Below are 25514 nucleotides of genomic sequence, written 5' to 3'. Positions count from 1 at the left end.
CCGGCACTCCCGCCCGGCGTATTCCCCTTGACCGGCGGGGCGCGGGTCATCAGCTTCACGCCCGGACATCCGCGCAGCGGCCAGGGCGATGAAGCGTCTCGAACGGTACCTCTTTCGCAACCTTCTGGTGGCGACCCTCTACTCGACGGCCGGTCTGACCATCACCATCTGGCTCAGCCAGTCGCTGCGCCTGATCGAGATCGTTGTCGAGGCCGGCGCGCCGTTGCGCCTGTTCCTGTGGCTGCTGCTGCTGACGGTGCCGACCTTCCTCGGCATCGTCCTGCCGATCGCGCTGGTCGGGGCCATCCTGTTCACCTACAACCGCATGACCCAGGACAGCGAGCTGGTGGTGATGCGCGCCGCCGGCGTCGGCCCGATCGGGCTGGCCAAGCCGGCCCTGATGCTGGCCGGCGGCGTGATGGCACTGGTCTACGCGCTCAACCTGTGGATCACGCCCGCCGCTCATCGGGAACTGGTGCGCATGGAATACACGGTGCGCACCGACTATTCGCAGCTTTTGCTGCGCGAGGGCGTGTTCAACGAGGTGGGCGACCGGCTCAGCGTCTACATGCGCGAGCGCGACGGCGAGGGAAACCTGCACGGCGTGCTGATCCATGATTCCCGCGACCCCGAACGCCCGATCACCGTCATCGGAACCCGCGCCGTGATGGTGCAGGCGGAGGCCGGTGCGCGCATCGTCGTCTACGAAGGCAACCGCCAGGAGATGGAGCGGGCGACCGGGAAGCTGTCGCAACTCTTCTTCGACCGCTACGCCGTCGACCTGAAGGTGCTGACCGACGACGCGCACGAGCGTTTCCCCGACGTGCGGGAGCGGACGACGGCGGAACTGCTCGATCCTCCGCCGGATGCGCTGCGCAACGAGCGGGCGCTGGGCCAGATACGCGCCGAACTGCATCACCGCGTGGTCAGCCCGTTCCTGGCGATGGCCTTCACCATGATGGCCATGGCCTGCCTGCTGTCGGGAGAATTCAACCGGCGCGGCCAGTCCGGGCGGGTGGCTCTGGCCGTCCTGATGGTGGTGCTGCTGCAATCGGCGGCTCTGGCGCTCAACAGCCTTGCCGCCCGCATGCCGGCGTTCGTCCCCGCCATGTACCTGGTGCCGCTGATGGCGATGCTGCCGGCCCTGTGGGTGCTGGCGCGGGGGCGCCGCGGGATCGCGCGGCGGCTTCTCCCCGCCCCCGGCCCCGCCCGCTAGGACGGCCGGCCATGCGCATCCTGTTCATCACGTCGAACCGCATCGGCGACGCCGTCCTGTCCACCGGCGTGCTCGGCCATCTGGTGGAAGCCCATCCCGATGCCCGTTTCACCATCGCCTGCGGTCCCCTCGCCGCACCGCTGTTCCGCGCGGTGCCGCGGCTCGACCGCCTGATTCCGCTGGCCAAGCGGCGGTACGCCGCCCATTGGCTGTCCCTGTGGAGACGCTGCGTCGGGGTTCATTGGGACCTGGTGGTCGATCTGCGCAACTCGGCGGTGTCCCGCCTGCTGTGGAGCCGGCGCACCCTCACCCATGCGCGCAGCCGCGGCACGCTCCACAAGGTCGCGGAGATCGGCGCGGTGCTCGGCCTGGATCCGCCACCCGCCCCGCGCCTGTGGTTCGATGCGCCGGCGCTGGCCGCCGCCGACCGGCTGCTGCCGCCCGCCGGGCCGCTGCTGGCCATCGGCCCGACCGCCAACTGGACCGGCAAGGAATGGCCCGCCGAGCGGTTCGCCGAACTGGCCCGCCGGCTGATCGCGCCGTCGGGGCTGCTGCCCGGTGCGCGCGTCGCCGTCTTCGCCGCGGGGTCGGAGGTGGAGCGCGCCCGCCCCGTGATCGCGGCGCTGGGACCGGCGGCCGTCGACCTGACCGGGCGCACCGACCCGCTGACAGCCGCCGCCTGCATCGCCCGGGCGTCGCTGTACGTGGGCAACGACTCCGGACTGATGCACATCGCCGCCGCCGCCGGCACACCGACGCTGGGGCTGTTCGGCCCCGGCTTTCCCGAGGTGTACGGTCCCCGCGGCCGCAGCGCGCGCGCCGTCACCGGGACGGTTCCGCGCGACGAGCTGTTGCGCCGGGCCGCCGACGGCGGGGCGGCGGGTCTGATGGACGGCATCTCCGTCGACGCGGTGGAAAGCGCTGCCGCCGCCCTGTGGCAGGCGATGGACGATCGTTCGAACCCTTGTGACGAAAACGGATCAAATATCCTGCAATCAATCGAAAACGTGCCCTTGCGTTGACATCCGGGTACGGATCCCTGAAAATCCGGGGCGCTACGGTCGGCGAACGGCAGGACATGGGTCCGGGGACGAGAGTCCGTTGCCGTGACACGTGCCAGGATCAGCCGTGATCGCCCGAACCGGCTTGAGGGTAAGGAATGAAGCCGACTCCGAAGTACACCAGCCGCCCGACATCGGACGATCCCCGCGACGTCGAGGCGTGGGCGCTCGCCGAGGCTGCGCGGCGCCTGATCGACGCCGGCCGGGCCCCCAGCAACGGTGAAGCCCTTCAGGCCGCGCTTCAGTTGAACCAGCGCCTGTGGACCATTTTCCAGGCTTCGATCAGCGAGGACGACTGCCCGCTGCCGCAGGATCTGCGCACCAACATCGCGGCCCTGTCGCTGATGGTGGATCGCGAGACCATGGCGCGCCTTGCCGACCTGGACGCCACGAAGCTCGACCGCCTCATCGAGATCAACCGGTCGGTTTCCAGCGGTTTGTCGCAGAAAGTCGAAGGGACGGCACCCCGGGCGGCCACGACGACCCAGGCCGCTCCGGCCGCTGCCGCACCGCAACCGGCCCCCGTTGCGCCGCGGCCGGTGCCGCAGCAGCATCACGCGGCCCAGGAGGGTGCCCAGCCGCAACCTCTGCGCATCTCGATCTGACGGTCGGCTCCGAACCCGCGAAGAAGAAGGGCGCGCCGGTCGGCCGGCCCCCGCACAAAGGCGTTGCAGGCCCCATGGCCTGCAACGCTGCTCAAGGTGTCGTCCCTTCTCCTTGGAATCCGGGCGAGATCGGCTTGCCCATCGGAAGCCGACACGGTCCGCTCGGTTCCATGGTTCTATTGAACCGCTTCTCGTATCCGCTGCTCCATATCGGGTGTGACCTGTGCCGGTCGGGCGGGCAGGGGCTGATTCCCGCGCTTGCCATTGTTACCGATGTCGTCAATGAGCAGCTTCATCTCAGCGATCTCCCTGACCTGTGATTCGATGATTTGGTCCGCAAGCTGGCGCACGCGCGGGTCGCTGATGCCGGCGTTGCTTGCGTTATTGATGGCGATGGAGTGGTGCGGGATCATCGACTTCATGAAGTTGACATCGTCGATCAGGCTCTGACTGCGGTTCACGTAGAGGAGTGAAACTCCGACCAGCACGGCTCCGGCCAATACGACGATTTTAATGGCTATACCTCTGTACATTGACCACATGAATCCGAGCATCACGATCGTCATGACACACCCCATAACGAGCGAGGAGACCAGCCGGTTTACGCTGAACAGAGCGTGATCGAATGAATAAACAAGCTGATACATCAAAAAGAACATGATGAACGTTGAGGTTGCGATCATTGCCGCAAACCGACCCCATCCCATTGTCATCATGTTTCCATGGTGATCTCGCTCGTGTGACATGGTGGCTTCCTCTAACCCAATCCGCCCAATGACGGGGAACAAAAGCCCCATCATTTTTGTTCCCGCGCAGCTTTCCATGGTCGTGACATGCCACTCCACGAACTCTGCGGGAGCGAGCATGATAGACATCGTCGGGTCGTAGGGCGCGTCGCCGTGCCAAACGCGTCGCGCGCCCGGCGCGTTGGCGAGACGGGCGCTCCGGGAGCCGCGGACGGCCCCGGACCGGCATGAAGAAGCGGTCGATGGTGAACAGATGGGCCCGACGGGCCGGGACGCCGACGCCGTAGCCGTTCCGGTCGGTGAGCAATACGACCGTCTTCTCCGGCACGGCCATCGTCGGGAATGGATGCCGTCGTGGACGTCGGCGCGCCTTCCTTCGTCCCGGGATGCTGTGTTGGGGGAACCCTCCGCCCCCCTCCTATGCGATGTAGTTCAGCAGCGACAGTTGCTGGGTCTTAGCGGCGACTGTGTAGGCCGCTTCCAGTGAGTTCATCTTGGAACTGAGGCGTGCCGCCACCTGCGTCGGATCGATGCCTTCAATGGCGGCGATCTGGTCGACGACGCCGTTCATCTGACCCTTGTGCATGTCCTTCTTCTGATCGAGGGTCGCCAGATCCGACGCCACCTTGGCGTGAACGGAGCGGACCGAATCCATGGCCTGGCCCATCAGTTCGCGGGACTTGTTGATGTAGGTTTCGTACTGGCCGGGGTTCGATGCCGCCACGCGCGCCATGCGGAACGCCTGGATCAGGGTCTGGAACGCCGGGTCGGTGCTGACCACGCCGTACTCGATGCCGTAGCCATCATCGACCGACACCCGTGATTTGTCCCAGGCTTTGGAGTTGGTGCCGCTGTTGAAGTATTCCGCGTCGTAGAACGGCAGTCGGGGATTGCCGACATAGGGCACGTCGGTGATGGGGTCGGCCTCGACCGGCAGTTTGGCGACCGACACCGTGTTCTGCAGCGACCCGTTCACCACCCTGGCGGAGGACGAGAACAGCAGCGTGCGGTTGGGATGGTCGGGCGACAGGTTGTCGTTGCTGGTCAGCGTGATGATGCCGTTCGCCTGGCTCATGCTGACGGGCGGCACCGGCGTCGTCGTGGCAAAGCGGGCGGCAAGCTGGCCGGCCACCGCGGTCACGTTGGTAATGCCGGCTTCGTAGTCCTGCTGACTCACCGTGTAGCGGACCGTGTACTCCTGGTAGGCCGGCAGATTGCGCGGCACGTCCGGGTTCATGTTGTAGTATTTCTGATTGTAGGGGTCGTCCTTGTCGCCGACCGTCACCGTGAACTCGAAGGTGTCGCCGATGTCGACGCCGGCCCCGGTCAGGGTGAAGCGGTCCACCTGCGGCAGAGTGGTGGACGGAAGCTGGATGGTGGTCGGCTCCGACGCCGCGTTCTCCACTGTCTGGGAGTTGACGACGCGTGCGTCGAGGTTGAACGGCTTGCCCTGGTCCTTGGCGATGAAAGTGATGATGCCGTTGTGCATCGACACCAGCACCGGCAGGGGCGGATCCTCGGCCAGCATCTGGTTGGCCAGCGTGCCGGCGATGAAGCTGATCGACTTGGGATCGCCCGCCTGCACCTGGTGGCTGTAGATCTTGCCGTTCAGCGTGATCTCGAAGTAGTCCTCCTCCTGCACCGACGCGCCGTTGAAGGTGATCTTGCTGTGCTGCTTGCCGGCCATCAGGTCGGTCACCGGCTCTGTGGCGAAGCGCGAGCCTGAGAACAGGAAGCGGTCGCCGAAACGCTCGTTCATCAACTGCTGAAGGTCGCGCATGGCGCCCTCGACCCGTTCCAGCGTCTGATTCGCCTGGGGCCAGGACACGGTGAAGCTGCTGGAGCCGGCGGCGGTGAGCTGATCGAACGTCAGGTTCAGAACCGCACCCTCGCCCGGCCCGCCGGCGATGGTGAAGTTGTAGCCGTCGCCGTCGGTGGGGGGAACGCGGTTCAGGTTGATGGTGCGGACCGAGCGACCGCCCAGACCGTCGGTGACGGTCACGTCGAAGCTGCCGTTGCCGCCCGTCGCCGAGGGGGCCGCCGTCACCGTGTAGCGGGCGTTCTGGGTGAAGGTCGACCGGTCCACGTTGACCCGCGTCTGCATCCCCGAGGGATTGTCGTTGTAGGGGGAGGTGAGGCTGACCGGGCCGGGGTTGAACGGCATCAGGTTGCTGCTCTGCCAGTCCGACGCCATCTTGCCGAGCTGCGTCAGCACCAGGTCCGTCGCCTTCAGGCGCGGCAGCGCGGTGTCGATGTTCTGGACGTAGTTTTCGCGCTTCACCAGCTCGGCGCGCAGGTCGAGCAGCTTCTGCGTCTCCGCCCCGTACGGCTTCAGATCGACGGACTTCTTGCCCGTGGTCAACTGCCGCGACAGATCGTCGACGTTGGTCTGGGCCGTGCTCAGCGTGCGAACCAGGCCCAGATACTTGGCATAATTGCCAACCTGCGTGATCGTGCTCATCCGACGATGCGCTCCAACGCGTCAAACATGCTGTTCGTCACTTGCATGACGCGTGCCGAAGCGGCGTAGCTGGTCTGAAGCTGCTGGAGCATCGCGATCTCCTCGTCGATGTTCACGCCGGTCAGGCTGTGATAGCGCTCCTGGATCAACTCCTTCGCCCCCTTGTCGAAGTTGAAGGTGTCGTTCACCGACTTCGCCGTCGACATCAACATGCCGGTAATGTTGCTGGCCATACCGGCATAGGTGGCGTCCTCAACCCTCAGTCCGTCGGCAGTCAGGCTGCGGCCGGACGCGTTGATGGCGGTGACGACATCGCGAATGGCGGAGTTCTTGATCTTGGCTTCGTTGTTGAGAATCTTGTCGTTGACCCGCAGCGTAAAGCGATCGTTGCCGACGAAGAACTTGATGTCCTGTTCGCCTTCGACCAACGGACGGGCTTTGTCATAGGCGTCGGCGAAGCTGGTGGGCTCACCTGGCTTGGTCGGGGCCACGAACGCCCGGGCGTAGGTATCGAGCTGGGAGCGCAGCTTGCGGATGATCTCGGACGACGGATCGGCGCTCACGGGCTGCGGCGGATCGCTCTGGGAGCCGTCGCGCACCATGTTGTAGAGGGCGCCGATCTTGCCCTCCTTCATCTGCTCGGAAACGTCCTGGACGCTGTTGCCGATCTGTAGGACGATCCTGCCGCCGTCAAAGGCAATATTTGCCGGGGCGGCGTCGACCAGGGCCAGACCGGACGGCGTGAACAGGGCGACGCGCCCGTCGGGACGGTCTACCGTGCGCACGCCCACCAGTTCGCTGATCTGGCGGATCAGGCCATCGCGCTTGTCGGCAACTTCGTTGGCGGCGTTGCCGTAGCTGCGCAGCGACACGATCTCCTTGTTGACCTTGTCCACCTCCGACAGCAGCCGGTTCAGCTCCTTCATCGAGGTGGAAAGGTCGTTGCGCAACTCGCGGTCCAGCGCTTCCACCCCCTCCGCCACGCGCCGGATCTCGGTGGCGAAGGTGTTGGCGGACTGGACGAGCTGGTAGGAGGCGACCTCGTTCTCGGGCGTGGTTTCCAGGGTGCGCCAGGCCGCCGAGAACTCGCTGGCGTACTTGTTCAGCAGCGGCTCGCCGCCGGTCGTGCGCATGAGATCGCCGAGTTTGGTCATGTAGGTGTTGCGGGCCGCCGAACTGCCCTCGCGGGCGATCAGCGTCTCCAACTGCGCCTTCATGCCGTTGTCCATCTCGCGACGGTACTCGGCCGTGACCACGAACCCGCTCTTGTCGACCATCTGCTGCAGCGTATGCCGCGTGCGGTTGGGGTCGTCGGCGCGGGCGACGTTGTCCGAGACCAGCTTCACACTGGCCTGGACCGTGCGCAGACCGGCGGTCGCGCTGTTCAGGGCAGAGAAGAGGGACATGGGTCAGGGACCTTTCGTCGGGAGGGGTCGGTTGGCCGCCCGGCGGCGTCGAAGCGCCGCCGGAGCCGTCAGGCGGATCAGCGCTTGAGGCTGAGCACTTCCTGGAGCATCTCGTCCGAGGTCGTGACGATCTTGGTGTTGGCGGAGTAGGTCCGCTGCGTCACGATCAGCTTGGTGAACTCGTCGGCGATGTCGACGTTCGACCCCTCGATGGAGTTGGCGATCACCGCTCCGGCGCCGTTGGTCTGCGGATCATTGAAGTTCGGCTTGCCGGCGTCCTGCGTCTCGATGAACACGCCGCCCGCGTCGCGCTGCAGGGCGTTGGGGTTGTTGAAGGTGACGATGGGCACCCTCCCGATCACCTTGCTGCGTCCGTTGTCGTAGTTCACGACCACGTTGCCGTTGTCGCCGAACACCACGTCCTTGAACTGCCCGCGCGGGGCACCGTCCTGGACGAACTGGGTGACGTTGATCTCCTCACCGGCGTACTGGGTGAGGCCGCCCGGTCTCTGGAACTGACCCATGTTGAGCTTGATCGTCTGCGGTCCGAAGCCGTAGTTGACCACGAAGGTCACCATGGCATCGGTCCCGGCCGACTGGGTGGCGGCGCTGACCGCGGTGCCGGTGCCGACCAGCGCGGTGCTCAACCCGGTCAGCGTGCCCACCGTTTCCGGTGTGGTGCCGAAGGTCAGGCCGATGTGCGCCGGTGTCTGGCCGGTGACCGCGGTCTGCTGCAACGAGAACTGGTCGGCGGCGTCGCCGTCCGGCGTCTTGGAGATGATGGTGATGACGCCGCCCTGAGCCGTCGCGGTCACCGGCAGCGATGTGTTGGAGTTGATCTTGTTGGCCAGCGCCGCCGTGATGTCCTCCATCGTCATTTCCTTGCCGGTGGTCGAGTAGGTCACCGGCGTGCCGTTGATGGAGAGGGAGTACAGTGTGCCGATGTCGCCCGGCGTGCCGGTCAGGGTGACCGTGCGCTGCTGGCGCACCCCGGCCACGTTGGCGATCGAGAAGGCGCCGGTCAGCGTGTTCGCCGCCGAGGAGGAATTGGATACGCCGGCCGACGAGGTGGCGTCGAACGAACCGCCCGCGACGTTGTCCTGGATCGTCAGCACGCCACCGGCGGAACTGGCGGTGACGTTCAGGCCCGTGGCCGCGTTGATGCGGTTCGCCAGTTCCTGCACCACGCCTGTGATGTTGGCATAGGTTGAGTAGGTCTGCGCCGTCACGGTGACCGCCACCGTGGTGTCCTGACCGTTGTTGCGCACCCGGATGCGGAACACGTCGCCGATGTCGATCTGCGACTGCGGGAAGCTGTACTTCTGGATTTCGCCGGCCGTCGTGGTCGCGGCGGTGGTCGTCGGGCCGGTCACCGTGTTGTTGGTCGGCGATACGCTGGTGATCTCCTGACTGACCTTGAAGGGGGTGCCGGCGTTGCGCGCCACCAGGCGGATGACGTTGCCGTCCACCAGCGTCGCCATCACCGGTGCGGCGGGCGAGGCGGAGTTGATCTGGTTGGCCAGCGCACCGGCCACACCGGTGTAGGTGCCGAGCTGGGCGACGTTGTCCGCCGTCACACGGACGCTGTAGGTGGTTCCGTCCACCGCCACGCTGTAGGTCTCGCCGACGCGGATGTTGGCCTGACCGTTGGAGGTCTGGCCGAACACGGTCACCGTGTTGACCTGCGACACCGGTGTCACGCCGGCGATGTTCTGGCCGAAGGTGACGGTGGCGGGATAGCCGGCGAAGGTGCCATCCACGGGCTTGGCGCTGGAGCCCGGCGCATCGACGGCCAGACGCCAGTCGTTGGCTCCCTGTTGGCGCCAGTTCAGGTTGATGGTCCGCGGGTTGCCCTGGGTGTCGTAGATCTGGATCGATGACGTCGGGATGGGCATGCCGGGAGCGGGCGTGGCCGGCAGGTTGGCGGACAGGTCGATCTCGGCCGTCGGCGTCGGGCGGTCGGTCAGGGTGTTGACCTGGATCGGCCGGATCTGGTCCTTGCGCAGCTCGCCGCTCAGCTCGTCGACCATCCAGCCGTTGAGCGCGAAGCCGGCGCTGTTCACCAGGTACCGGCTCTTGTCCAGTTCGAAGTCGCCCATGCGCGTGTAGTACGTGGCCCCGGCGCTGACCGTACCCGTCTGTGTCTGCACCGCGTTGCCGCCGCTGGCTGCGGTCGACAGCTTGGTGACGCTGAAGAAGCCCTGGCCCTGGATAGCGATGTTGGTCGGGCTCTGCACCTGCGTCAGGTTGCCCTGGATGTTGTTCATGAACACGGGCTTGGCGGTCACGCCGCCGGGGGAGTGAAGGCGCTGGCTGGATTGCAGGACCAGCGTCTCGAACGCCGTGTTGACCCGCTTGTACCCGGTCGTGGACGCGTTCGCGATGTTGTCCGAGATGTGGCCGAGCGCACGCGACTGCGCGTTCAGGCCGAGGACGGCGGTTGTCATCGAACCGAAGATGCTCATGGCCGCGGATCTCCAGGCAAAAGGGCAAAATCCATCTGCCCGCTATCAAGCAAGCCGGATGCCAAGCGGTCGATCTTCTGCAAGTTATTGTTTTTTCGGGATCTTCGATCGGCGGCCGGGGCAGCGCGATACGAACTTGCCGGTCACCGGGAAGTTTTGGCCTAGTGGCCGTCGTTCGGCCGGGCGGGGGAGGGCGCCCTTTCCTGCCGGGCGGCCAGCGCCCGCAGCACCGCTGCGACGGTGGCCGTCACACCCGCCCGATCGCCGGCGCGCGCCTGGCGGAACAGGCGCAGGGTGGGGTACCAGGGGCTGTCGGAGCGGTCGAGCAGCCAGCGCCAGTCCGGCACCCGGGGGAGCAGCAGCCAGGCCGGCCGGCCCAGCGCGCCGGCCAGATGGACGACGGCGGTGTCGACCGTGATCAGCAGGTCGAGGGTCTCCAGGATGGCCGCCGTGTCGGCGAAGTCCCGCACCCCGTCGATCGGGTCGAGGATCGGCCCGCCCGGCGGGCGGGGCAGGGCGGGGAGATCCGCCCGCGCCGCGCCGGTCTGCAGGCTGACGAAGCGCACGCCCGGCACCGCCAGCAGCGGTGCCAGAGCCGTGGCGGGCAGGGACCGGTTGCGGTCGTTGCGGTGGCACGGGTTTCCGGCCCACACCAGACCGACCCGCAGATCGCGCCCGTTGCCGCACCGCTCGTCCAGCCAGGCCCGCCAGCGCGCCACATCGGCGGCGTCGGCCCGCAGGTAGGGGACGGTGACGGGAATGGTCTCCGGCGTGGTGCCGAAGGCGAGCGGCAGGCTCATCAGCGGGCAGTGCCGGTCGTGGGGCGGCGGCGCGCCGTCGTCGGCACGGGGGACCACCCGGATCTCCGGGCCGAGGCTGCGCATCAGGCGCACCAGCAACGGCTGAACCTCCAGCACGACGCGGCCGCCGCGCGCCGCGGCCAGCGGGGCGTAGCGGGCGAACTGGATGGCGTCGCCGAACCCCTGCTCGCCGTGCAGCAGCAGGGTGGTGTCGGGGGGCAGCGCGTCGCCCGACCAGGGCGGGGAGGGCAGGCGACGCCACCGCCACTCGAACTCCGGCCAGCCCCCTGTGAAATCCCCCTGTACCAACCGGGTCACCGCCAGCGCCAGGTGGGCGGCGGCATCGTCCGGCCGGCGCGCCAGCGCTGCCGCCAGGCAGACTTCGGCGTCACGGAAGGCGCGCAGATCGCGCAGGACGGTTCCCAGATTGACCAGGGTGTCGGGATCGCCGGGGTGCAGCCGATGGGCCCGCCACAGCCAGCGGAAGGCGTCTTCGGCCCGGTCAAGGGTGTGCAGCGCCGCTCCATAGTGGGCCGCCACCTCCGCGTGGGCGGGGTCGAGGGGCAGGGCAGGGCGCAGCACCGCCACCGCCTGCTCCGGCCGGTTCGCGGCCCTCAGGGCGCCGCCGAGGTGGCCGCGCACCGCCGCCGAATCCGGCAGCAGGCGCAGCGCCCTGCCCAGCCGCACCGCCGCCTCCGCCGCCCGGCCCCGCTGCGCCTCGGCCACTCCCAGCAGATCGAGCGCCTGCGCCATGGCCGGCTCCAGCGCCAGGACCGTCCGGTACAGCCGCTCCGCCGCGTCGAGGCGGCCGGCCATATGATGGTTGACGGCGGTGTCGAGAACGTCCAGGAGTGACGGCATCCGCCTTCCATACACGCGGCCGCCCGCCGTGGCGAGAGGAACCCGCCGGAGGACTCCCTTGGACGACCGTCTGCCCACCAACCTCTGGGTGATGGGCCACATCCGCGCCGCCGACGCGCAGGGCGTCACCATGATGGTGCTGCGCAAGGGCGACCCGACGCGGGGTACCCTGATCCTGAAGCTGAACCGCCTGGACGGCACCTTCGCCGTTCTCGTCCAGGTGCGCAGCGACGACCGCCTGGTGTGGTCCCGCGCCACCGGCCCCGACTGGGTCGACGAGGCCACCGCCGATGCCTACATCGCCAAACAGGTCAAATACGACCCCGACCTCTGGATCGTCGAGGTCGAGGACCGCCGGGGCCGCCACTGGTTCGACGGAGCGGTGATGTGACGGCCCGCCCTGCTCCGGGCACGCGCTTATTTTCCATAATCATGCTTATCTGATTTTTATCCAGGCCGACGAGCGGGGATCAGGGCGCCACGGTGGCGTCCGCGGTGACCAGGGTTGCGATGGTCCCGGCGAGAAGCCGGCCGATGCAGCCGTGCACGAACTCGAAGGACTTGCGCTTCTCCGATTCGGAGTCGGCGCCGAAATCGACACGCCCGGCCTCCACCCAGTACCGCATGATGTCGTGGCGCGGAAAGTGGACCGCCGCGGAGTTCTGCGATGCCCAGCGCACATGGGCGACGTAGGGCGTGAAATCGATGAGCTGCGCCGTCTGCATGCTGTACTGCATATCCACGAGGATGACGTCCGCCCCCATGCGGTGGATGGCCCCGACGCCCTCGGCCAGGGCGGTGCCGAAGGCCAGGGGGTCGAGATTGCGCACGGCCTCGACCGTGCCCGTCTGCCAGACGACCAGGGCCGGCCGGCGCGCGCTCACCAGCGTCAGCATCGGCGCCACCATGCCGGACGCGGTGTGGCCCGGCAGGTTCAGCACCTCCCCTTCGACGCTCACGCCCGGCAACCGGCGGACCAGTTCATCCCGCAGGCGGGCGGGATAAAGCGCCTCCGTCCGTTGGGGAGGCTGCCTGGAGGTGGTGACCACCAGCAGCCCCAGCGGCTGCCCGGACGCGATCCGCTCGCGGGCGTGCACCAGGTCCCCGTCGGCGGCCAGCACCCGCTCCGGGACAGCGCAGGCGTCATCGGGGGGTTCCGCCCCCCGCACCTGCCCTGCCCCGCCGAACGCCGCCGCGGCGACGATGCCGGCGATGGCGGCGGATGCGACGGTGGTGCGTGGCGTCGGGACGGCTCCTCTCCTCATACCTCCGACTTCCTGGCGGCGACCGGCAGCGCCCGGTGCGCGCGCTCGGCAGACTGGTACCACGTCATCACGCGGGCCAGCACCACCATCGCGCCAATCCCAACTGTTGTCACTATAAACTGTGCGGATAGCGAACCATCGATGTGGAGCAGCACCGTCTGCGCCGCAAAGGACAAGAGCACCCCCACGCAGAAGACATGCAGGGCCTGGCGCCCGCAGGCCAGAACGGGGGCGGCCAGCGGCCCCGCCAGCCACGGACTCCCGGCCGGTACCAGCCGCACCGTGACGTACGCCAGGGCCAGGAAATGCAGCAGGCGCAGCGGATCCAGGTCGGTCTTGCTGATCGGGTACAGGAGTTCCGCCAGCCACTGTGGCACCAGCGAATCCAGATAGGCGATGCGCCACGACAGGGTGAGGAACAAACCGATGGCCAGCCAGGCCACCGCGGCCGTCATCACCGCGCCGTTCTGCCGGGTGACGAAGGCGCGCAGATCCGGCAGACGGTGCAGCACGGCGCCCAGAATAAACAGGAACTGCCACGCGAAGGGGTTGAAGAACCATACGCCGCCTTCGGGATAGGTCGCGAGGTTCCAGCCCAAGCGCGGAGCCGCCAGATAGAGCGCGGCGGAGGCGGCGAGCACCGCCAGCGGCCGCCGCCGCAACGCCGGCAGGATCAGCGGGAACGCCAGCAACAGCACGATGTAGAGCGGCAGCACGTCCAGGTTCGCCGGGCGGAACTTCAGCACCAGCGCCTGCGTCAGCGCCTGCACCGGATCCGCGAAGTAGGCGGCGATGCCCATCTCCTCACTGAACAGCGGGTTGTCGAACACCCGCGCGGTGTAGGCGATCTGGGCGGTGAAGGCGAAGAACAGCAGGATGTAGGTGACGTACAGCGTCCAGCAGCGGCGCAGCACCTGCGCCGCCGCCACCCGGAATCCCGCCCGTTCGTGAACCCGCCCGTACACCAGGGCGGCGGTGTAGCCGGAGATGAAGACGAAGATCTCCGTGGCGTCGCTCAGCCCGAAGTTGCGTGGCGTCAGCCAGGCGAGCTGATTGGCCGGGATGTGGTTGACGAAGATGAACCACAGCGCCAGGCCGCGGAAGAAATCGAGGCGCAGGTCGCGGCCATCGGCCGCCCCCGCACCGGCGGGGAGGAACACTCGTCCGTCGCTCATCGTCATCCCGTTCGGGTCATCGCCGGCCCCGCCCGCGTTGCCCCGTCCGGGGCGGAGCGTCGCTTCGGCGCCTGTCTATGTGGGGTATAGCGCGGCCATGGCAATACCGCACCACCGCACCGCGGCATGCCGGTCAGCCCCGGCCCTTCCCGGGGTGGCCACCCTCGTTTAAGGTCGGGGCAGACCGCCGGCCCTACGGCCGCCGCAACGCCGCGAGTGACATGGCCAGCAACATCGAGCGTCTGATTGCCATCATGGCCCGCCTGCGCGATCCGGAGCGCGGGTGCCCGTGGGACCTGGAGCAGACCTACCGCACCATCGCCCCGCACACCATTGAGGAAGCCTACGAGGTCGCCGACGCGATCGAGCAGGACGACAAGGCGGCCCTGAAGGAGGAGCTGGGCGACCTGCTGTTCCAGGTCGTCTACTACACCCAGTTCTCCCGTGAAGAGGGGCTGTTCGATTTCGACGACGTGGCGGGCGCCATCGCCGACAAGATGATCCGGCGCCATCCCCACGTGTTCGGTGCCGACGAGGTCCGCACCGCCGAGCACCAGACGTCGCGCTGGGAGGATCACAAGGCGGCGGAACGCGCGGCCAAGGCCGCCGACGAAGGCCGTGCCCCGTCGGCGCTCGACGGAGTCATCGCCGGCCTCCCCGCCCTCACCCGCGCGCTGAAGCTGCAACGGCGCGCCGCCCGCGTCGGTTTCGACTGGACCGAGCCGCGCGACATCCTCGACAAGATCGAGGAGGAGGTGCGCGAATTGCGCGCCGAGATGGACGGCGGAGCCGCCCGGGAGCGCATCGCCGATGAATTGGGCGACCTGCTGTTCGCCCTGGTCAATCTGGCCCGCCGCCTGGACGTGGATCCCGAAGGGGCGCTGCGCGGCACCAACGCCAAGTTCGACCGGCGGTTCCGCCGCATCGAGGCGCTGCTGGCCGAAGACGGTCGCACGCCCGAGGACGCGACGCTCGACGAGATGGAGGAGAAGTGGCGCCGGGCCAAGAGCGAGGAGCCGGGCCGCACCTGACCGGGCTCACCCGAACAGGTGGTCCCGCAGGCGCGTCCAGCTCTGCGCGTCGGGGGCCATGAGCAGGCTGCCGCCGAACCGGGTGGGCGCATAGGGCGTGCCGTCGGCCAGCGCCGCGTACCCGCCGGCCTCGGCGTGCAGCAGCACGCCCGCGGCGTGGTCCCACGGCATCAGCCGATGGTAGGCGGTGCAGTGGTAGGAGCCGTCCAGCAGGCGCAGATACTCGTGGGCTGCGCTGGCCAGACACGACGTCCGGCCAATGGCTTGCACCCTGTCCTTCAGACGCCGGCTGAGCGAGTCGTCGCAGAACCGGGTGGAGATCGCGCCGATCATGGAGCCGACGTCCGCCGGCGGCGCCACGCTCAGCCGGCGCCCTTCCATCCAGGCGCCCTGCCCGCGCACGCCCATGGCGGTGCGCCGGCCCAGCGGATCGTGGATCCAGCCGGCCAGCGTCTCGCCGCCCTGCACGTAGGCGACGATCACCGCAAAGGCCGGGCGGCCGGAGGCGAAGTTCAGGGTTCCGTCCACCGGATCGATCACCCACACGGGATCGTCGCCGAACAGCCGGTCGAGCACGCCGCGGTCAGCCGCCACGGCCTCCTCCCCGACCACCACGCTGCCGGGCACCAGGGCCGACAGACGGCGGGTCAGCGACCGTTCGGCGGCTTCGTCGGCAACGGTGACCAGATCGTCCTGCCGGGACTTCTGCCGCACCTGATCGGCGGTGAGCTGGCGGAAATAGGGCAGGATGTCGGCTTCGGCGACTTCGCGCAGGATGGCGTCGACGCGGTCGGGTTCGGGAAGTGCGGGCGTGGTCACGGTCGGGGGACTGCCTTGTTCGCGTTCGGAGAGGCGGACGGATTCAGCTTCATCAGCGCATTGCCGTCGGCCGGCGGTTCGGGCAACAGGATCTTGCCGTCCAGCCCGGCATCCCGGATCGCCCGCACCAGGGCGTCGTAGGTGGCCCGATCGGCGGCGGGATCCGGTGCCGGCGGCGTGCCGCCGGTCAGGCCGCCCGGTTCCGCGGGCTGGCGCGGCGTGCCGGGTGCGGGTGGTGCCGCAGCCGCCGGTGGCGGGGGTGGCGGCGGAGGTGGCGGCGGCTCCCAGAGGCGGAAGCAATCGGTGAAGGTCGGCTCCCGGCACGCCCCCAGCAGGTCGCGCGCATCGGGGGCCAGCACCACCGGCGTGGGCGGGGCGACCGGCAAACGCGGCGGCGGCGGTGGCAGGGGAGCCTCGGGCGGCGGCAGGTCCGCGTCGGGATCGCCCGCGAATCCGCCCGGCACCTGGCCGAACGCCGCCATGGCGCCCGTCAGAAGGGTGCCGGACACCAGAAGGACGGGGAAGACGACGCGGAGGGAGCGCACGGACGGACAAGCCTGGCTTCGGCGGGACAACGGCGGCGGACGGGCGGCATTATGGCCGTCCCCCCCGCCGGTCGCCACTGACAAATCCCGGACGTTGCAGCAGACAATTCCCGGACGGACGGCCCGAGATTATTCCGCCGGCTGTTCGAGCCAGGCGCTCATCTCACGGCGGATGGCCACGATCTTGCCGACCTCGACGGGATCGTTCTCCTGCCGCTCCGCCGCCGACACCATGGCCAGCAGGCTGGCGCGACCGCGACGATCCTTCGACAGCTCACGAAGGCGCAGCAGTGCCGCCCCCGGCGACAGCCGCTCGTGCCGGGCGACCAGGGTGACCTGATCGGCAAGGAACGCGGTGATGGAAAAATGCGTCGGATCGGTCTGCAATCGCATGCCCACGACGTCCTCCTGCATCTGCCAACACCCGATGGAAGCATCGTAAGCCATCCAACGGCAGAAGCGTAGGACGCGGAGCGCGGCATTCCGCCGCGCTCCTGCCGTCATCAGCCGAGAAAGCGCTTCTCGAAGCGGGCGAGGTCCGCAGGATCCAGCGCGACCCGCAGGCGGGCCAGATCGTCGTCGTCGTGACGCTCCAGCACCTCGCCCCGCTCATAGAGCCAGGCGAGCGCCGCGCCGTCGCGGATATCGACAGACAACTCAACCACTTGCCGTCCGACGTTCATGCGCCGGTCGAGAAGAGAGTCGAGGGCGTCGATGCCCTCCCCGGTGATCGCGGAGATGGCGACGCGGCCATCGTCGCGCCGGGTCTGGGCGATCACCGCGGCGCGGTCCTCCGGGTCCAGGCGGTCGATCTTGTTCAGCACCTCGACCACCCGGTCGTCCCCGGCGGCGTCGATGCCGATCTCCTGCAGGACCGTCTCCACGTCGCGGCGCTGGGCTTCGCTGTCGGGGTGGGAGACGTCGCGGACGTGCAGGATGACGTCCGCCGCGTCCACCTCTTCCAGTGTGGCGTGGAACGCCGCCACCAGCCCGTGCGGCAGGTCCGAGATGAACCCCACCGTGTCGGACAGGATCACCTTGCGCCCGGAGGGCAGCGTCACCTGCCGCATGGTGGGATCCAGCGTGGCGAACAGCAGATCCTTCGCGAACACCGAGGCGTTGGCCAAGCGGTTGAACAGGGTCGACTTGCCGGCGTTGGTGTAGCCCACCAGCGCCACCACCGGATAGGGCACCTTGGCGCGCGCCTTGCGGTGCAGGCCGCGGGTGCGCCGCACCTCCTCCAGCTCCTTGCGGATCTTCACGATGCGGTCGCCGATCAGGCGCCGGTCGATCTCGAGCTGCGATTCGCCGGGGCCGCCCAGGAAGCCGAAGCCGCCGCGCTGACGCTCCAGGTGGGTCCACGACCGCACGAGGCGGGAGCGCTGGTAGGTCAGTGCCGCCAGTTCGACCTGAAGCTGACCCTCGCGGGTGCGCGCCCGCGCCCCGAAGATCTCCAGGATCAGGCCGGTGCGGTCGATGACCTTGACCTTGACCCCTTTTTCCAGATTGCGCTGCTGCACCGGCGACAGGCCGTGGTCGAGAATCAGCAGGGTGGCCCCGGATTCCTCCGCCACCTTGGCCAGATGCTCGACGGTGCCCGAGCCCAGCAGAGTCGAGGGATGGGGACGGTTCAGGCGCACGCATTCGGCGTGCACCACCTCCAGGTCGATGGCGAGAGCGAGACCGATGGCCTCTTCCAGGCACGCCCCCGGTTCGCGCCGGATACCGTCGCCGGTGTCGCGCAGAACGGGGTGCACCACGATGGCGCGACCGGAGCCGTGCGGCGTCCGGTCATCGCCGTTGGCGGGAGAATCAGTCGCTCTCACCTTCCTTGGGCGGCTCGAAGAGTTGGATGGGATGGGCCGGCATCACGGTCGAAATCGCGTGCTTATAGACCAGTTGGGAATGCGCATCGCGCCGCAGCAGGACGGAAAAGTTGTCGAACCAGGTGATAATGCCCTGCAGCTTGACGCCGTTCACCAAGAAGACGGTTACGGGAGTCTTGTTTTTGCGGACATGATTAAGAAACACGTCCTGGACGTTCTGGCTTTTCTCTGACATATTATTAGGCCCCCTTCTTCGATGTTCTTGGGGCTCCTTCTCAGAGCCCGCTCCCTGCGCCGCACTATTCCCCAGCGTTCAAGCGTTTCGCCGGATGCTCGGGTGATATGGTATCACCAATCCTTCGGACCAAGCCACACAGTGCATCGCACGTCGCGTGCCGGTGCGCCGGGGGAAAACGGGTGAAGCCCTCACCCTCCGCCGTGCCGACCAGCACCGGCACCAGGCCGGCCGCGTGCGCGCACTCCATGTCGATGTCCGCGTCGCCGACGAACCACACTTCCGCGCCCGGCGCAATACCCGCCGGTTCCAGCGCCATGTGAACCGGCGCGCAGTGTGGCTTGTCCTGCACAGCGTCCTGGGCCCCGACCAGGCGGCCGAAATAGGGCGTCCAGCCCAGCGCCTCCGCCTCGGCGCGCAGGAACCGCCCGTTCTTGTTGGACACCACCGCCTGGTAGATCCCGAGACCGGCGAGCAGGCGCAACAGCGCCTCAGCTCCCGGCAGGGGCTCCAGGTGGTCCAGATGATGGGCGGCGAAATGGGCGTAGAAGACGTCCCGCGCGTCGGTCCAGCGGTCGCCGAACAGGCGCGGGAAGCTGTCGCGCAGGGATTGCTTGATCCGCACCCGCGCCTCGGCCTCGCTCCACGGCTCCTGCCCGAAGGTGACCAGGGTGTGGTTGAGCGCGGCGCGCACCGTCCCCCAGTTGTCGACCAGCGTGTTGTCCCAATCGTAGAGGACGGCGCGCGGCAGGCGCTCCGGCAGGCCGGCGGTCATGCCGACCTCCGCGCCGCGTCGGCCAGATAGGCGGCCCGCAGGGTGGTGGCGACCGGGCCGGGCCGTCCGTCGCCCACCGTCCGGCCGTCGATGCGGGTCACCGGCAGCGCGAAGGTGCCGGCCGAGGACAGGAATGCCTCCCGCGCGCCGTAGGCCTCCTCCACCGTGAAGGGCCGTTCCTCCACGGGGATGCCGCCCTCGCGCGCCAGCCGCAGGAGGGAGAGCCGGGTCACGCCGTTGAGGATGCGCATGCCCGGCTCGCGGGTCACCAGCACCCCCTGCCCCGTCACGATCCAGGCGTTGGAGGAGCATCCCTCCGTCACCGTCCAGTCCGGGTCGATCATCCACGCCTCGAAGGCGCCGGCGTCGGCCGCGCGCTGCTTGCCCAGCACCTGGGGCAACAGCGCCACCGACTTGATGTCGCGCCGCCCCCAGCGGATATCGGGGATGGTGATGACGCTCACCCCCTGCTCCACCTGCTCCGGCGTGGCAAAACGCTGCACCGACCGGGTGGTCATCACCAGCGTCGGCGGCGTGCCGGCGGGGGGAAAGCGGAAGTCGCGCGGCGCGACGCCGCGGGTCACCTGCATATAGACCGATCCGTTGCGCAGCCCGTTGCGGCGCACCAGTTCGCCCATCACGAACACCAGGACGCGGTTCGATGCCGGAGCCGGCAGGCGCAGCTCCGCCAGGCTGCGGTGCAGCCGGGCGAGATGCCCTTCCAGGTCGGCGAATCGGCCGTCCAGCACGGTGACCACCTCGTACACCCCGTCGGCGAACTGGAACCCGCGGTCCTCCACATGGACCGCCGCCAGCGCATGGGGCACGTAGCGGCCGTTGACGTAAGCCCATCGAGCCATGTCATCTCATTGATTTGCGGCGCCAACGAATAGAAGGGAAATCAAAAGAATTCAAGCCGTACGGCGAACATCTTCTCGACCTTCTTCACCTGTCCGACGGCCGCCAGGATGATCACCCGGTCCTTGGCCTTGATGACGGTGGACGGACGGGGAATGATCACATCGTCGCCGCGCACGATGGCCCCGACGATGACGCCGGACGGCAGCTTGACGTCCTTGAGCGGCGTGTTGATGACGGCCGAGGTTTCCAGCGCCTCGGCCTCGATGATCTCGGCAAAGCCCTCGCGCAGGGAATGGACCGAGCGGATGCGGCCGCGCCGCACGTGCTGGAGGATGGTCGACACGGTGATGGCGCGCGGGCTGACGATGGCGTCGATGCCCAGCGGCGTCACCAGGGCCGAATAGGTGGTCTTGTTGATCAGCGTGATGGCTCGCTGGCAGCCGTAGCGCTTGGCCAGCAGGGACGCCAGGATGTTGCCTTCGTCGTCGTTGGTGACGGCGACCACCGTTTCGGTGGCGCGGACGTTGGCCTCCTCCAGGATCTCCGGGTCGAGGGCGTCGCCGTGCAGCACCATGGTGCGGGTCAGGCGCTGCGCCACGTACTGGGCGCGCACCCGGTTCACCTCGATGATGCGGGCGGACACCTGGGGATGCTTGTCCTCGATCTCCTCTGCCAGACACAGGCCGATGTTGCCGCCGCCCAGGATGATGATGCGCCGCGCTTCGCCCTCCTCGTGGCCGAAGGCGGCCATGGCGCGGCCGAGATGGCGGGTGTCGCAGACGAAATAGACCTCGTCGCCGGGCAGCATCTGGTCGTCGCCGCCGGGGATGATCGGCCGGTCGTTGCGCACGATCGCCACCACCTCAATGTTGAGGTCGGGGAACAGGCCGGTGAGCTGGCGCAACGGGGTGTTCAGGATCGGGCAATTGTCGGTGCACAGCACCCCGATCACCCGCACCTTGCCGTCGGCCAGGGGGATCATGTCGAAGGCGCCGGGCACGTGCAGGCGCCGGGCGATGGCCCGCGCCACCTCGATCTCGGGGGAGATGATGACGTCGATGGGCAGGTGGTCGCGCGAGAACAGGTCGGCCCAGATCGGCTGGAGATAGGATTGGTTGCGCACGCGCGCGATCTTGGTGGGCACGTTGAACAGGGAATGCGCCACCTGGCAGGCGACCATGTTGACCTCGTCGGCCTGGGTGACCGCGATGATCATGTCGGAGTCCGTCGCCCCCGCGGATTCCAGAACATCTGGGTGGGAGGCATAGCCGACCATCGCCTGCACGTCGAGCGTGTCGCCGATCCGTTGGATCAGTTCCGCCGACTGGTCGATGACCGTGACGTGGTTGCCTTCCGACGCCAGGTAACGCGCGATGTTGGAGCCGACCTGGCCGGCCCCGCAAACGATGACTTTCATGGTCCCGCATCCGGGTGTGCCTTGGCCCAAGCCCCCCGGCACGGCCGGCGAAGCCCGTGGACGTTACCACCAAGCGCATGGTCCGCCAACGCGGGAAAGCGGGCGGGACGGGTTGGCGGCCCGGGGGACGGACGGACTGGAGGTACCGGCTCGGCGCAACATCTGCGCGAGGGGGCTTTCGCAAGCCCCGGCGCCCCGCCGGCCGGGGATCCCGCCGTTCCTTCCCCGCCCGTTCGGCGGGGAAGGACCTCCGGCCCCGGCCGGAACTCATAGTTTTTTCCGCAACTATGTCCGACCTTCGCCACAACTGCCTGGCGTAAGGTCCCTCCACCAAACGGAGCTGGTCGGGACCGGCATCGAACGAGCAACCCCTTAAGGAGGGAAGGTTCGGTGCCGTCCGTTGGCCGGAGACGGTGACGGTGCGCCACCCGCATGAGAAGGGGTGCGCATCGGCGCCGCCCGCGCCCCTCCGCCCGTGCCGATCGGCGCGGCCGGAGGAGGTCCCGACCCGAAGGCTCAACTCCGTGCCCGGAAACACTGGAGATGCCCGTAATGTCCAACACCGGTCTTCTGTTCAACGCCAACTTCAACAGTGGCTCCGACATCACCTCGATGGGGTTCAAGTACTCCGGCAACCCCTCGTCCATCGTCAACATCGGCGGTGAGCGCGCGGTGAAGCTGACGCTCGACCACTATGGCTCGAACACTCACAAGCACCGGACCGAGATCCAGCCGAACAAGCTCCCCGGCGGGGATTTCAGCAGCGGCATGTTCGCCAAGATGGGCGGCGAGTTCTGGTACGGCGTGCGCACCTACATGCCCGACAGCTGGAACGAACCGGACCGCTCCGTCTCCATCATCACCCAGTGGCACGCGCGCCCGGATGCCGGCAACCCGCCGGTGGCGCTGCAGACCCGGATGGTGAACGGCAAGGAGCATTACAACCTCATCATCCGCTCCGATCCCACCAGCAACGGCACCAAGGGCTTCAAGAACATCGACCAGTTCGATCTGGGCCCCATCAGCGGCGACATCAACAAGTGGACGGACTGGGTGTGGCGCATCAAGTGGGCGCCGGACGGCAAGGGCTTCCTGCAACTGTACAAGGACGGCAAGCTGGTCGTCGACTTCAAGGGCGGCACCTGCTACGTCGACTCCGCCGGCCCGTACCTGAAGGTCGGCCTGTACAAGTTCGAGTGGAACAACGCCAAAGACACCGGTGCCGACAGCCGCACCATCTATGTGGACGACGTCCGCATCGCGGACGCCACCGGCGGCTATGCCACCGTTGCGTCGCCGTCGAGCACGGCCGGACAGAAGGCGCCGCCGTCCGCCGGGACGGACACCAAGGCGCCCTCCTCCCCGACCGCTCCGGTCGTCGGCGGTGACACCGACGGCACGGCCGGCGGCGGTGGCGGTGGCGGTGGCGGAAGCAGCGACGGCGCCAAGGGTGCCGACGCCAACGTCATCCACGGAACCGACGGCGCCGATCGCCTGAACGGGACGGCGGGTGCCGACGTCGTCAGCGGTGGCGCGGGCGACGACGTGCTCAGCGGTGGCGGCGGTGCCGACATCCTGTACGGGAACGAAGGCAACGACGTCCTGTACGGCAACAAGGGCAACGACATCCTGTACGGCGGCCAGGGCGACGACACCGTCTACGGCGGTCAGGATCACGATCAACTGCACGGCAACCAGGGCAACGACGTCCTGTACGGCAACCTCGGCAACGACGTCCTCTTCGGCAACCAGGGTGACGATGTGCTGTTCGGCGGCCAGGGCGACGACGTCCTCTTCGGCGGCCAGGGCAACGACGCCCTGTACGGCGGCGAGGGGGACGACGTTCTGGTGGGCGGCCTCGGCTTCGACACCATGACCGGCGGCGGCGGGCGCGATACGTTCGTCATCGAGTCCTTCACCGACAGCATGGTCCGGGTGACCGACTTCAATCCCGGGGAGGACCGGCTGGATCTGGCGCCGCTGGGCGCATCCTTCCGGGCGGCGACCGGCCAGGAATTGACGGCGGAGTATCTGGCGTTCGTGCAGGCCGGTGCCGCGACGGAGATCCGGCTCGACCTGGACGGGGCGGGTCCCCTGGCGGCGCAGACCGTCGCGATCCTGGACAATGTGATGGCAAGCAGCCTTCAGTTCGGCGAAACGGTATTCCTGGAACCCCAGGCGACGTTCGATCACATCGGGTAACCGCGCAGCCGGGTTCGGCATTCGCGCGCAGGGACAGGGGGGCGGCGCTGCAGGGATGCGGCGCCGCCCCCCTTGCCGTGTCCGGCGCGGGCGCCATCAGGGTATAGCCCTTCCCCGCAGGACCGACCGCCGGCATATGCGTAAAGTTTTACGCAAATATGTCCAACATTCGCCACAAGTGGGTGTCGTATGGTTCCTCTCGCAAACGGAGCTGGTCGAGGCCGGCATCGGGCGTAGTCCCAAGTGGAGGGGAAGCCCGGCGCCGTCCGTTGGTCAGGGAACGCAGCGATGCGCCCCTGAATCCCTCCGACGCCGATCAGGCGCGGAGGCCGGTGGTCTCGACCCCAAGGCTCTCTCCATGCCCGGAAACACTGGAGATGCCCGTAATGTCCAACACCGGTCTTCTGTTCAACGCCAACTTCAACTCCGGCTCCGACATCACGTCGATGGGGTTCAAGTACTCCGGCAACCCCTCGTCCATCGTCAATATCGCCGGCCAGCGCGCCGTGGAGCTGAAGCTCGACCACTACGGCTCGAACACTCACAAGCACCGGACCGAGATCCAGCCCAACAAGCTGCCCTCGCCCGACTTCAGCAGCGGCATGTTCGCCAAGATGGGCGGAGAGTTCTGGTACGGCGTGCGCACCTACATGCCCGAGAGCTGGAACGAACTGGATCGCTCCGTCTCCATCATCACGCAGTGGCACGCGCGCCCGGATGCCGGCAACCCGCCGGTGGCGCTGCAGACCCGGCTGGTGAACGGCAAGGAGCATTTCAACCTCATCATCCGTTCGGACCCCACCAGCGACGGCACCAAAGGCTTCAAGAACATCGACCAGTTCGATCTCGGGCCCATCTACAACGACATCGGCAAATGGACCGATTGGGTCTGGCGCATCAAGTGGTCGCCGAACGGCGACGGCTTCCTGCAGCTGTACAAGGACGGCAAGCTGGTCGTCGACTTCAAGGGCGGCACCTGCTACGTCGACACTGCCGGCCCGTACCTGAAGGTCGGCCTGTACAAGTTTTCGTGGAGCAGCAGCACGGACACCGGTGCCGACAGCCGCACCATCTATGTGGACGACGTCCGCGTCGCCGATTCCACGGGCAGCTACGCCACGGTGGTCTCCCCCAACGCCGCTTCGGCACCGCAGGCCCCGCAGGTTCCCGGTTTCATCACCGGCACCGCCGGTGATGACAAGCTGAGCGGCACCGCGGGTCCGGACACCATCGACGGCGGTGCGGGCGACGACTTTCTCGACCTGACCAACGAGAAATCCGGCTGGAACATCGACCTGGCCACCGGCCGGGCGGACGGCGGCGGCACCAACGTCGATCGCCTGATCAGCATCGAGAACGTCATCGGCTCCAACTTCGCCGACGTACTGATGGGTGACGCCGGGGGCAACAAGCTGCGCGGCCTCCAGGGCGACGACGTCATCGACGGCCGGGCCGGAGACGACACGCTGGCCGGCGGTGCCGGGTCCGACACCATCTACGGCGGCCAGGGCCACGACCTGATCTACGGCGGCCTCGACAACGACGTGCTCTACGGCGGGGCCGGCAACGACACGCTCTACGGTGACGAGGGCAACGACACCATCTTCGCCGGCCTCGGTGAGGACGTCATCGTCACCGGCAGCGGCGCCGACCGCATCATGGTGGAAGGGCTGGGCATGGGCACCGACCGGGTGCTCGACTTCGCGCCCGGCGAGGACGTCATCGACCTCACCATCCTGCAC

22 protein-coding genes are annotated in these 25514 nt (G+C 67.9%); 7 read left to right on the top strand and 15 right to left on the bottom strand.

Translation table 11 applies throughout. The features are described 5' to 3' along the window. The first annotated feature begins 88 nt into the window (after nt 1-88). The 3 genes from lptF (at nt 89) to G472_RS0107975 (ending at nt 2882) form a co-directional block, all read left to right on the top strand. The gene (gene lptF, locus G472_RS0107985) at nt 89-1216 is read left to right on the top strand and encodes an LPS export ABC transporter permease LptF (protein ID WP_029007958.1); all 1128 of its coding nucleotides are present in this window, start codon (nt 89-91) and stop codon (nt 1214-1216) included. 11 nt (nt 1217-1227) lie between these two features. Next, complete coding sequence (locus tag G472_RS0107980) at nt 1228-2238, top strand: glycosyltransferase family 9 protein (protein ID WP_029007957.1); 1011 nt, start codon at nt 1228-1230, stop codon at nt 2236-2238. A gap of 137 nt (nt 2239-2375) precedes the next feature. Continuing rightward, the gene (locus G472_RS0107975) at nt 2376-2882 is read left to right on the top strand and encodes a flagellar biosynthesis regulator FlaF (protein ID WP_029007956.1); all 507 of its coding nucleotides are present in this window, start codon (nt 2376-2378) and stop codon (nt 2880-2882) included. Between the two features lie 176 nt (nt 2883-3058). Here G472_RS0107975 and G472_RS0107970 read toward each other — a convergent pair whose 3' ends face one another. The 5 genes from G472_RS0107970 to G472_RS0107950 form a co-directional block, all read right to left on the bottom strand. Then, nucleotides 3059-3748, bottom strand: coding sequence for a DUF305 domain-containing protein (locus G472_RS0107970; protein WP_245593428.1), 690 nt, complete (start codon nt 3746-3748; stop codon nt 3059-3061). A 298-nt stretch (nt 3749-4046) separates the two neighbouring features. Next, the gene (locus G472_RS0107965; protein ID WP_029007954.1) at nt 4047-6089 is read right to left on the bottom strand and encodes a hypothetical protein; all 2043 of its coding nucleotides are present in this window, start codon (nt 6087-6089) and stop codon (nt 4047-4049) included. Next, nucleotides 6086-7495: a flagellar hook-associated protein FlgK gene (flgK, locus tag G472_RS0107960; protein WP_029007953.1), complete on the bottom strand. Its 1410-nt coding sequence runs from the start codon at nt 7493-7495 to the stop codon at nt 6086-6088. The genes G472_RS0107965 and flgK overlap by 4 nt, the downstream gene beginning before the upstream one ends. Before the next feature lie 77 nt (nt 7496-7572). Continuing rightward, nucleotides 7573-9960 carry a flagellar hook-basal body complex protein gene (locus tag G472_RS0107955; protein ID WP_029007952.1) on the bottom strand — a complete coding sequence of 796 codons (2388 nt, stop codon included), beginning with the start codon at nt 9958-9960 and terminating at the stop codon, nt 7573-7575. A 161-nt stretch (nt 9961-10121) separates the two neighbouring features. Further along, nucleotides 10122-11621: a tetratricopeptide repeat protein gene (locus tag G472_RS0107950; protein ID WP_029007951.1), complete on the bottom strand. Its 1500-nt coding sequence runs from the start codon at nt 11619-11621 to the stop codon at nt 10122-10124. Nucleotides 11622-11679: 58 nt separating this feature from the next. Here G472_RS0107950 and G472_RS0107945 point away from each other — a divergent pair, with 58 nt between their 5' ends. Further along, nucleotides 11680-12012: a DUF1491 family protein gene (locus tag G472_RS0107945; protein WP_029007950.1), complete on the top strand. Its 333-nt coding sequence runs from the start codon at nt 11680-11682 to the stop codon at nt 12010-12012. Between the two features lie 79 nt (nt 12013-12091). Here the strand turns inward: G472_RS0107945 and G472_RS36885 are convergent, their stop codons facing one another. Then, entirely contained in the window at nt 12092-12886 is a 795-nt protein-coding gene (locus tag G472_RS36885) for a hypothetical protein (RefSeq protein ID WP_156927039.1), read from the bottom strand. Further along, entirely contained in the window at nt 12883-14061 is a 1179-nt protein-coding gene (locus tag G472_RS31935; protein ID WP_051340569.1) for an OpgC family protein, read from the bottom strand. Before G472_RS31935 ends, G472_RS36885 begins: the two co-directional genes overlap by 4 nt. Nucleotides 14062-14282: 221 nt before the next feature. Between G472_RS31935 and mazG the strand changes: the two genes are divergently transcribed. Next, entirely contained in the window at nt 14283-15092 is an 810-nt protein-coding gene (gene mazG, locus G472_RS0107930) for a nucleoside triphosphate pyrophosphohydrolase (protein ID WP_029007949.1), read from the top strand. A gap of 6 nt (nt 15093-15098) precedes the next feature. Here the strand turns inward: mazG and G472_RS0107925 are convergent, their stop codons facing one another. From G472_RS0107925 to trkA, 8 genes are all read right to left on the bottom strand, one after another. Further along, nucleotides 15099-15911, bottom strand: coding sequence for an inositol monophosphatase family protein (locus G472_RS0107925; RefSeq protein ID WP_029007948.1), 813 nt, complete (start codon nt 15909-15911; stop codon nt 15099-15101). Beyond that, nucleotides 15908-16456 carry a hypothetical protein gene (locus G472_RS39430; protein WP_051340568.1) on the bottom strand — a complete coding sequence of 183 codons (549 nt, stop codon included), beginning with the start codon at nt 16454-16456 and terminating at the stop codon, nt 15908-15910. Before G472_RS39430 ends, G472_RS0107925 begins: the two co-directional genes overlap by 4 nt. A 129-nt stretch (nt 16457-16585) precedes the next feature. Continuing rightward, a complete protein-coding gene (locus G472_RS0107915; protein ID WP_245593427.1) occupies nt 16586-16870 on the bottom strand; it encodes a hypothetical protein in 285 nt (94 codons plus the stop codon). An 89-nt stretch (nt 16871-16959) separates the two neighbouring features. Further along, entirely contained in the window at nt 16960-18216 is a 1257-nt protein-coding gene (gene hflX, locus G472_RS0107910) for a GTPase HflX (RefSeq protein WP_029007946.1), read from the bottom strand. Between the two features lie 52 nt (nt 18217-18268). Continuing rightward, nucleotides 18269-18517 carry an RNA chaperone Hfq gene (hfq, locus tag G472_RS0107905; RefSeq protein WP_029007945.1) on the bottom strand — a complete coding sequence of 83 codons (249 nt, stop codon included), beginning with the start codon at nt 18515-18517 and terminating at the stop codon, nt 18269-18271. Between the two features lie 64 nt (nt 18518-18581). Further along, nucleotides 18582-19292 carry an HAD family hydrolase gene (locus tag G472_RS0107900; protein ID WP_029007944.1) on the bottom strand — a complete coding sequence of 237 codons (711 nt, stop codon included), beginning with the start codon at nt 19290-19292 and terminating at the stop codon, nt 18582-18584. Continuing rightward, a complete protein-coding gene (locus G472_RS0107895; RefSeq protein WP_029007943.1) occupies nt 19289-20152 on the bottom strand; it encodes a D-amino-acid transaminase in 864 nt (287 codons plus the stop codon). The genes G472_RS0107900 and G472_RS0107895 overlap by 4 nt, the downstream gene beginning before the upstream one ends. Nucleotides 20153-20193: 41 nt before the next feature. Further along, nucleotides 20194-21570, bottom strand: a complete 1377-nt coding sequence (gene trkA, locus G472_RS0107890) for a Trk system potassium transporter TrkA (RefSeq protein ID WP_029007942.1) — start codon at nt 21568-21570, stop codon at nt 20194-20196. A gap of 552 nt (nt 21571-22122) precedes the next feature. Here trkA and G472_RS40065 point away from each other — a divergent pair. Together G472_RS40065 and G472_RS36875 are read left to right on the top strand one after the other, a co-directional pair. After that, complete coding sequence (locus G472_RS40065) at nt 22123-23772, top strand: heparin lyase I family protein (RefSeq protein WP_051340566.1); 1650 nt, start codon at nt 22123-22125, stop codon at nt 23770-23772. Between the two features lie 386 nt (nt 23773-24158). Then, nucleotides 24159-25514 (top strand): heparin lyase I family protein (locus tag G472_RS36875; protein ID WP_051340565.1); only part of this gene is annotated, 1356 nt, incomplete at its 3' end.

This window comes from Azospirillum halopraeferens DSM 3675 (assembly GCF_000429625.1).
Lineage (GTDB): Bacteria > Pseudomonadota > Alphaproteobacteria > Azospirillales > Azospirillaceae > Azospirillum > Azospirillum halopraeferens.
Note: the sequence above shows the minus strand (reverse complement) of the source record. Positions and strands in the feature narration are given on the sequence as shown.

Bases quoted from the DNA above. Each gene is read 5' to 3' on its own strand.
- lptF (WP_029007958.1), top strand. From the start codon at position 89: ATGAAGCGTCTCGAACGGTACCTCTTTCGCAACCTTCTGGTGGCGACC.
- G472_RS0107980 (WP_029007957.1), top strand. From the start codon at position 1,228: ATGCGCATCCTGTTCATCACGTCGAACCGCATCGGCGACGCCGTCCTG.
- G472_RS0107975 (WP_029007956.1), top strand. From the start codon at position 2,376: ATGAAGCCGACTCCGAAGTACACCAGCCGCCCGACATCGGACGATCCC.
- G472_RS0107970 (WP_245593428.1), bottom strand. From the start codon at position 3,748: ATGCTCGCTCCCGCAGAGTTCGTGGAGTGGCATGTCACGACCATGGAA.
- G472_RS0107965 (WP_029007954.1), bottom strand. From the start codon at position 6,089: ATGAGCACGATCACGCAGGTTGGCAATTATGCCAAGTATCTGGGCCTG.
- flgK (WP_029007953.1), bottom strand. From the start codon at position 7,495: ATGTCCCTCTTCTCTGCCCTGAACAGCGCGACCGCCGGTCTGCGCACG.
- G472_RS0107955 (WP_029007952.1), bottom strand. From the start codon at position 9,960: ATGAGCATCTTCGGTTCGATGACAACCGCCGTCCTCGGCCTGAACGCG.
- G472_RS0107950 (WP_029007951.1), bottom strand. From the start codon at position 11,621: ATGCCGTCACTCCTGGACGTTCTCGACACCGCCGTCAACCATCATATG.
- G472_RS36885 (WP_156927039.1), bottom strand. From the start codon at position 12,886: ATGAGGAGAGGAGCCGTCCCGACGCCACGCACCACCGTCGCATCCGCC.
- G472_RS31935 (WP_051340569.1), bottom strand. From the start codon at position 14,061: ATGAGCGACGGACGAGTGTTCCTCCCCGCCGGTGCGGGGGCGGCCGAT.
- mazG (WP_029007949.1), top strand. From the start codon at position 14,283: ATGGCCAGCAACATCGAGCGTCTGATTGCCATCATGGCCCGCCTGCGC.
- G472_RS0107915 (WP_245593427.1), bottom strand. From the start codon at position 16,870: ATGCAGGAGGACGTCGTGGGCATGCGATTGCAGACCGATCCGACGCAT.
- hfq (WP_029007945.1), bottom strand. From the start codon at position 18,517: ATGTCAGAGAAAAGCCAGAACGTCCAGGACGTGTTTCTTAATCATGTC.
- G472_RS0107900 (WP_029007944.1), bottom strand. From the start codon at position 19,292: ATGACCGCCGGCCTGCCGGAGCGCCTGCCGCGCGCCGTCCTCTACGAT.
- G472_RS0107895 (WP_029007943.1), bottom strand. From the start codon at position 20,152: ATGGCTCGATGGGCTTACGTCAACGGCCGCTACGTGCCCCATGCGCTG.
- trkA (WP_029007942.1), bottom strand. From the start codon at position 21,570: ATGAAAGTCATCGTTTGCGGGGCCGGCCAGGTCGGCTCCAACATCGCG.
- G472_RS40065 (WP_051340566.1), top strand. From the start codon at position 22,123: ATGTCCAACACCGGTCTTCTGTTCAACGCCAACTTCAACAGTGGCTCC.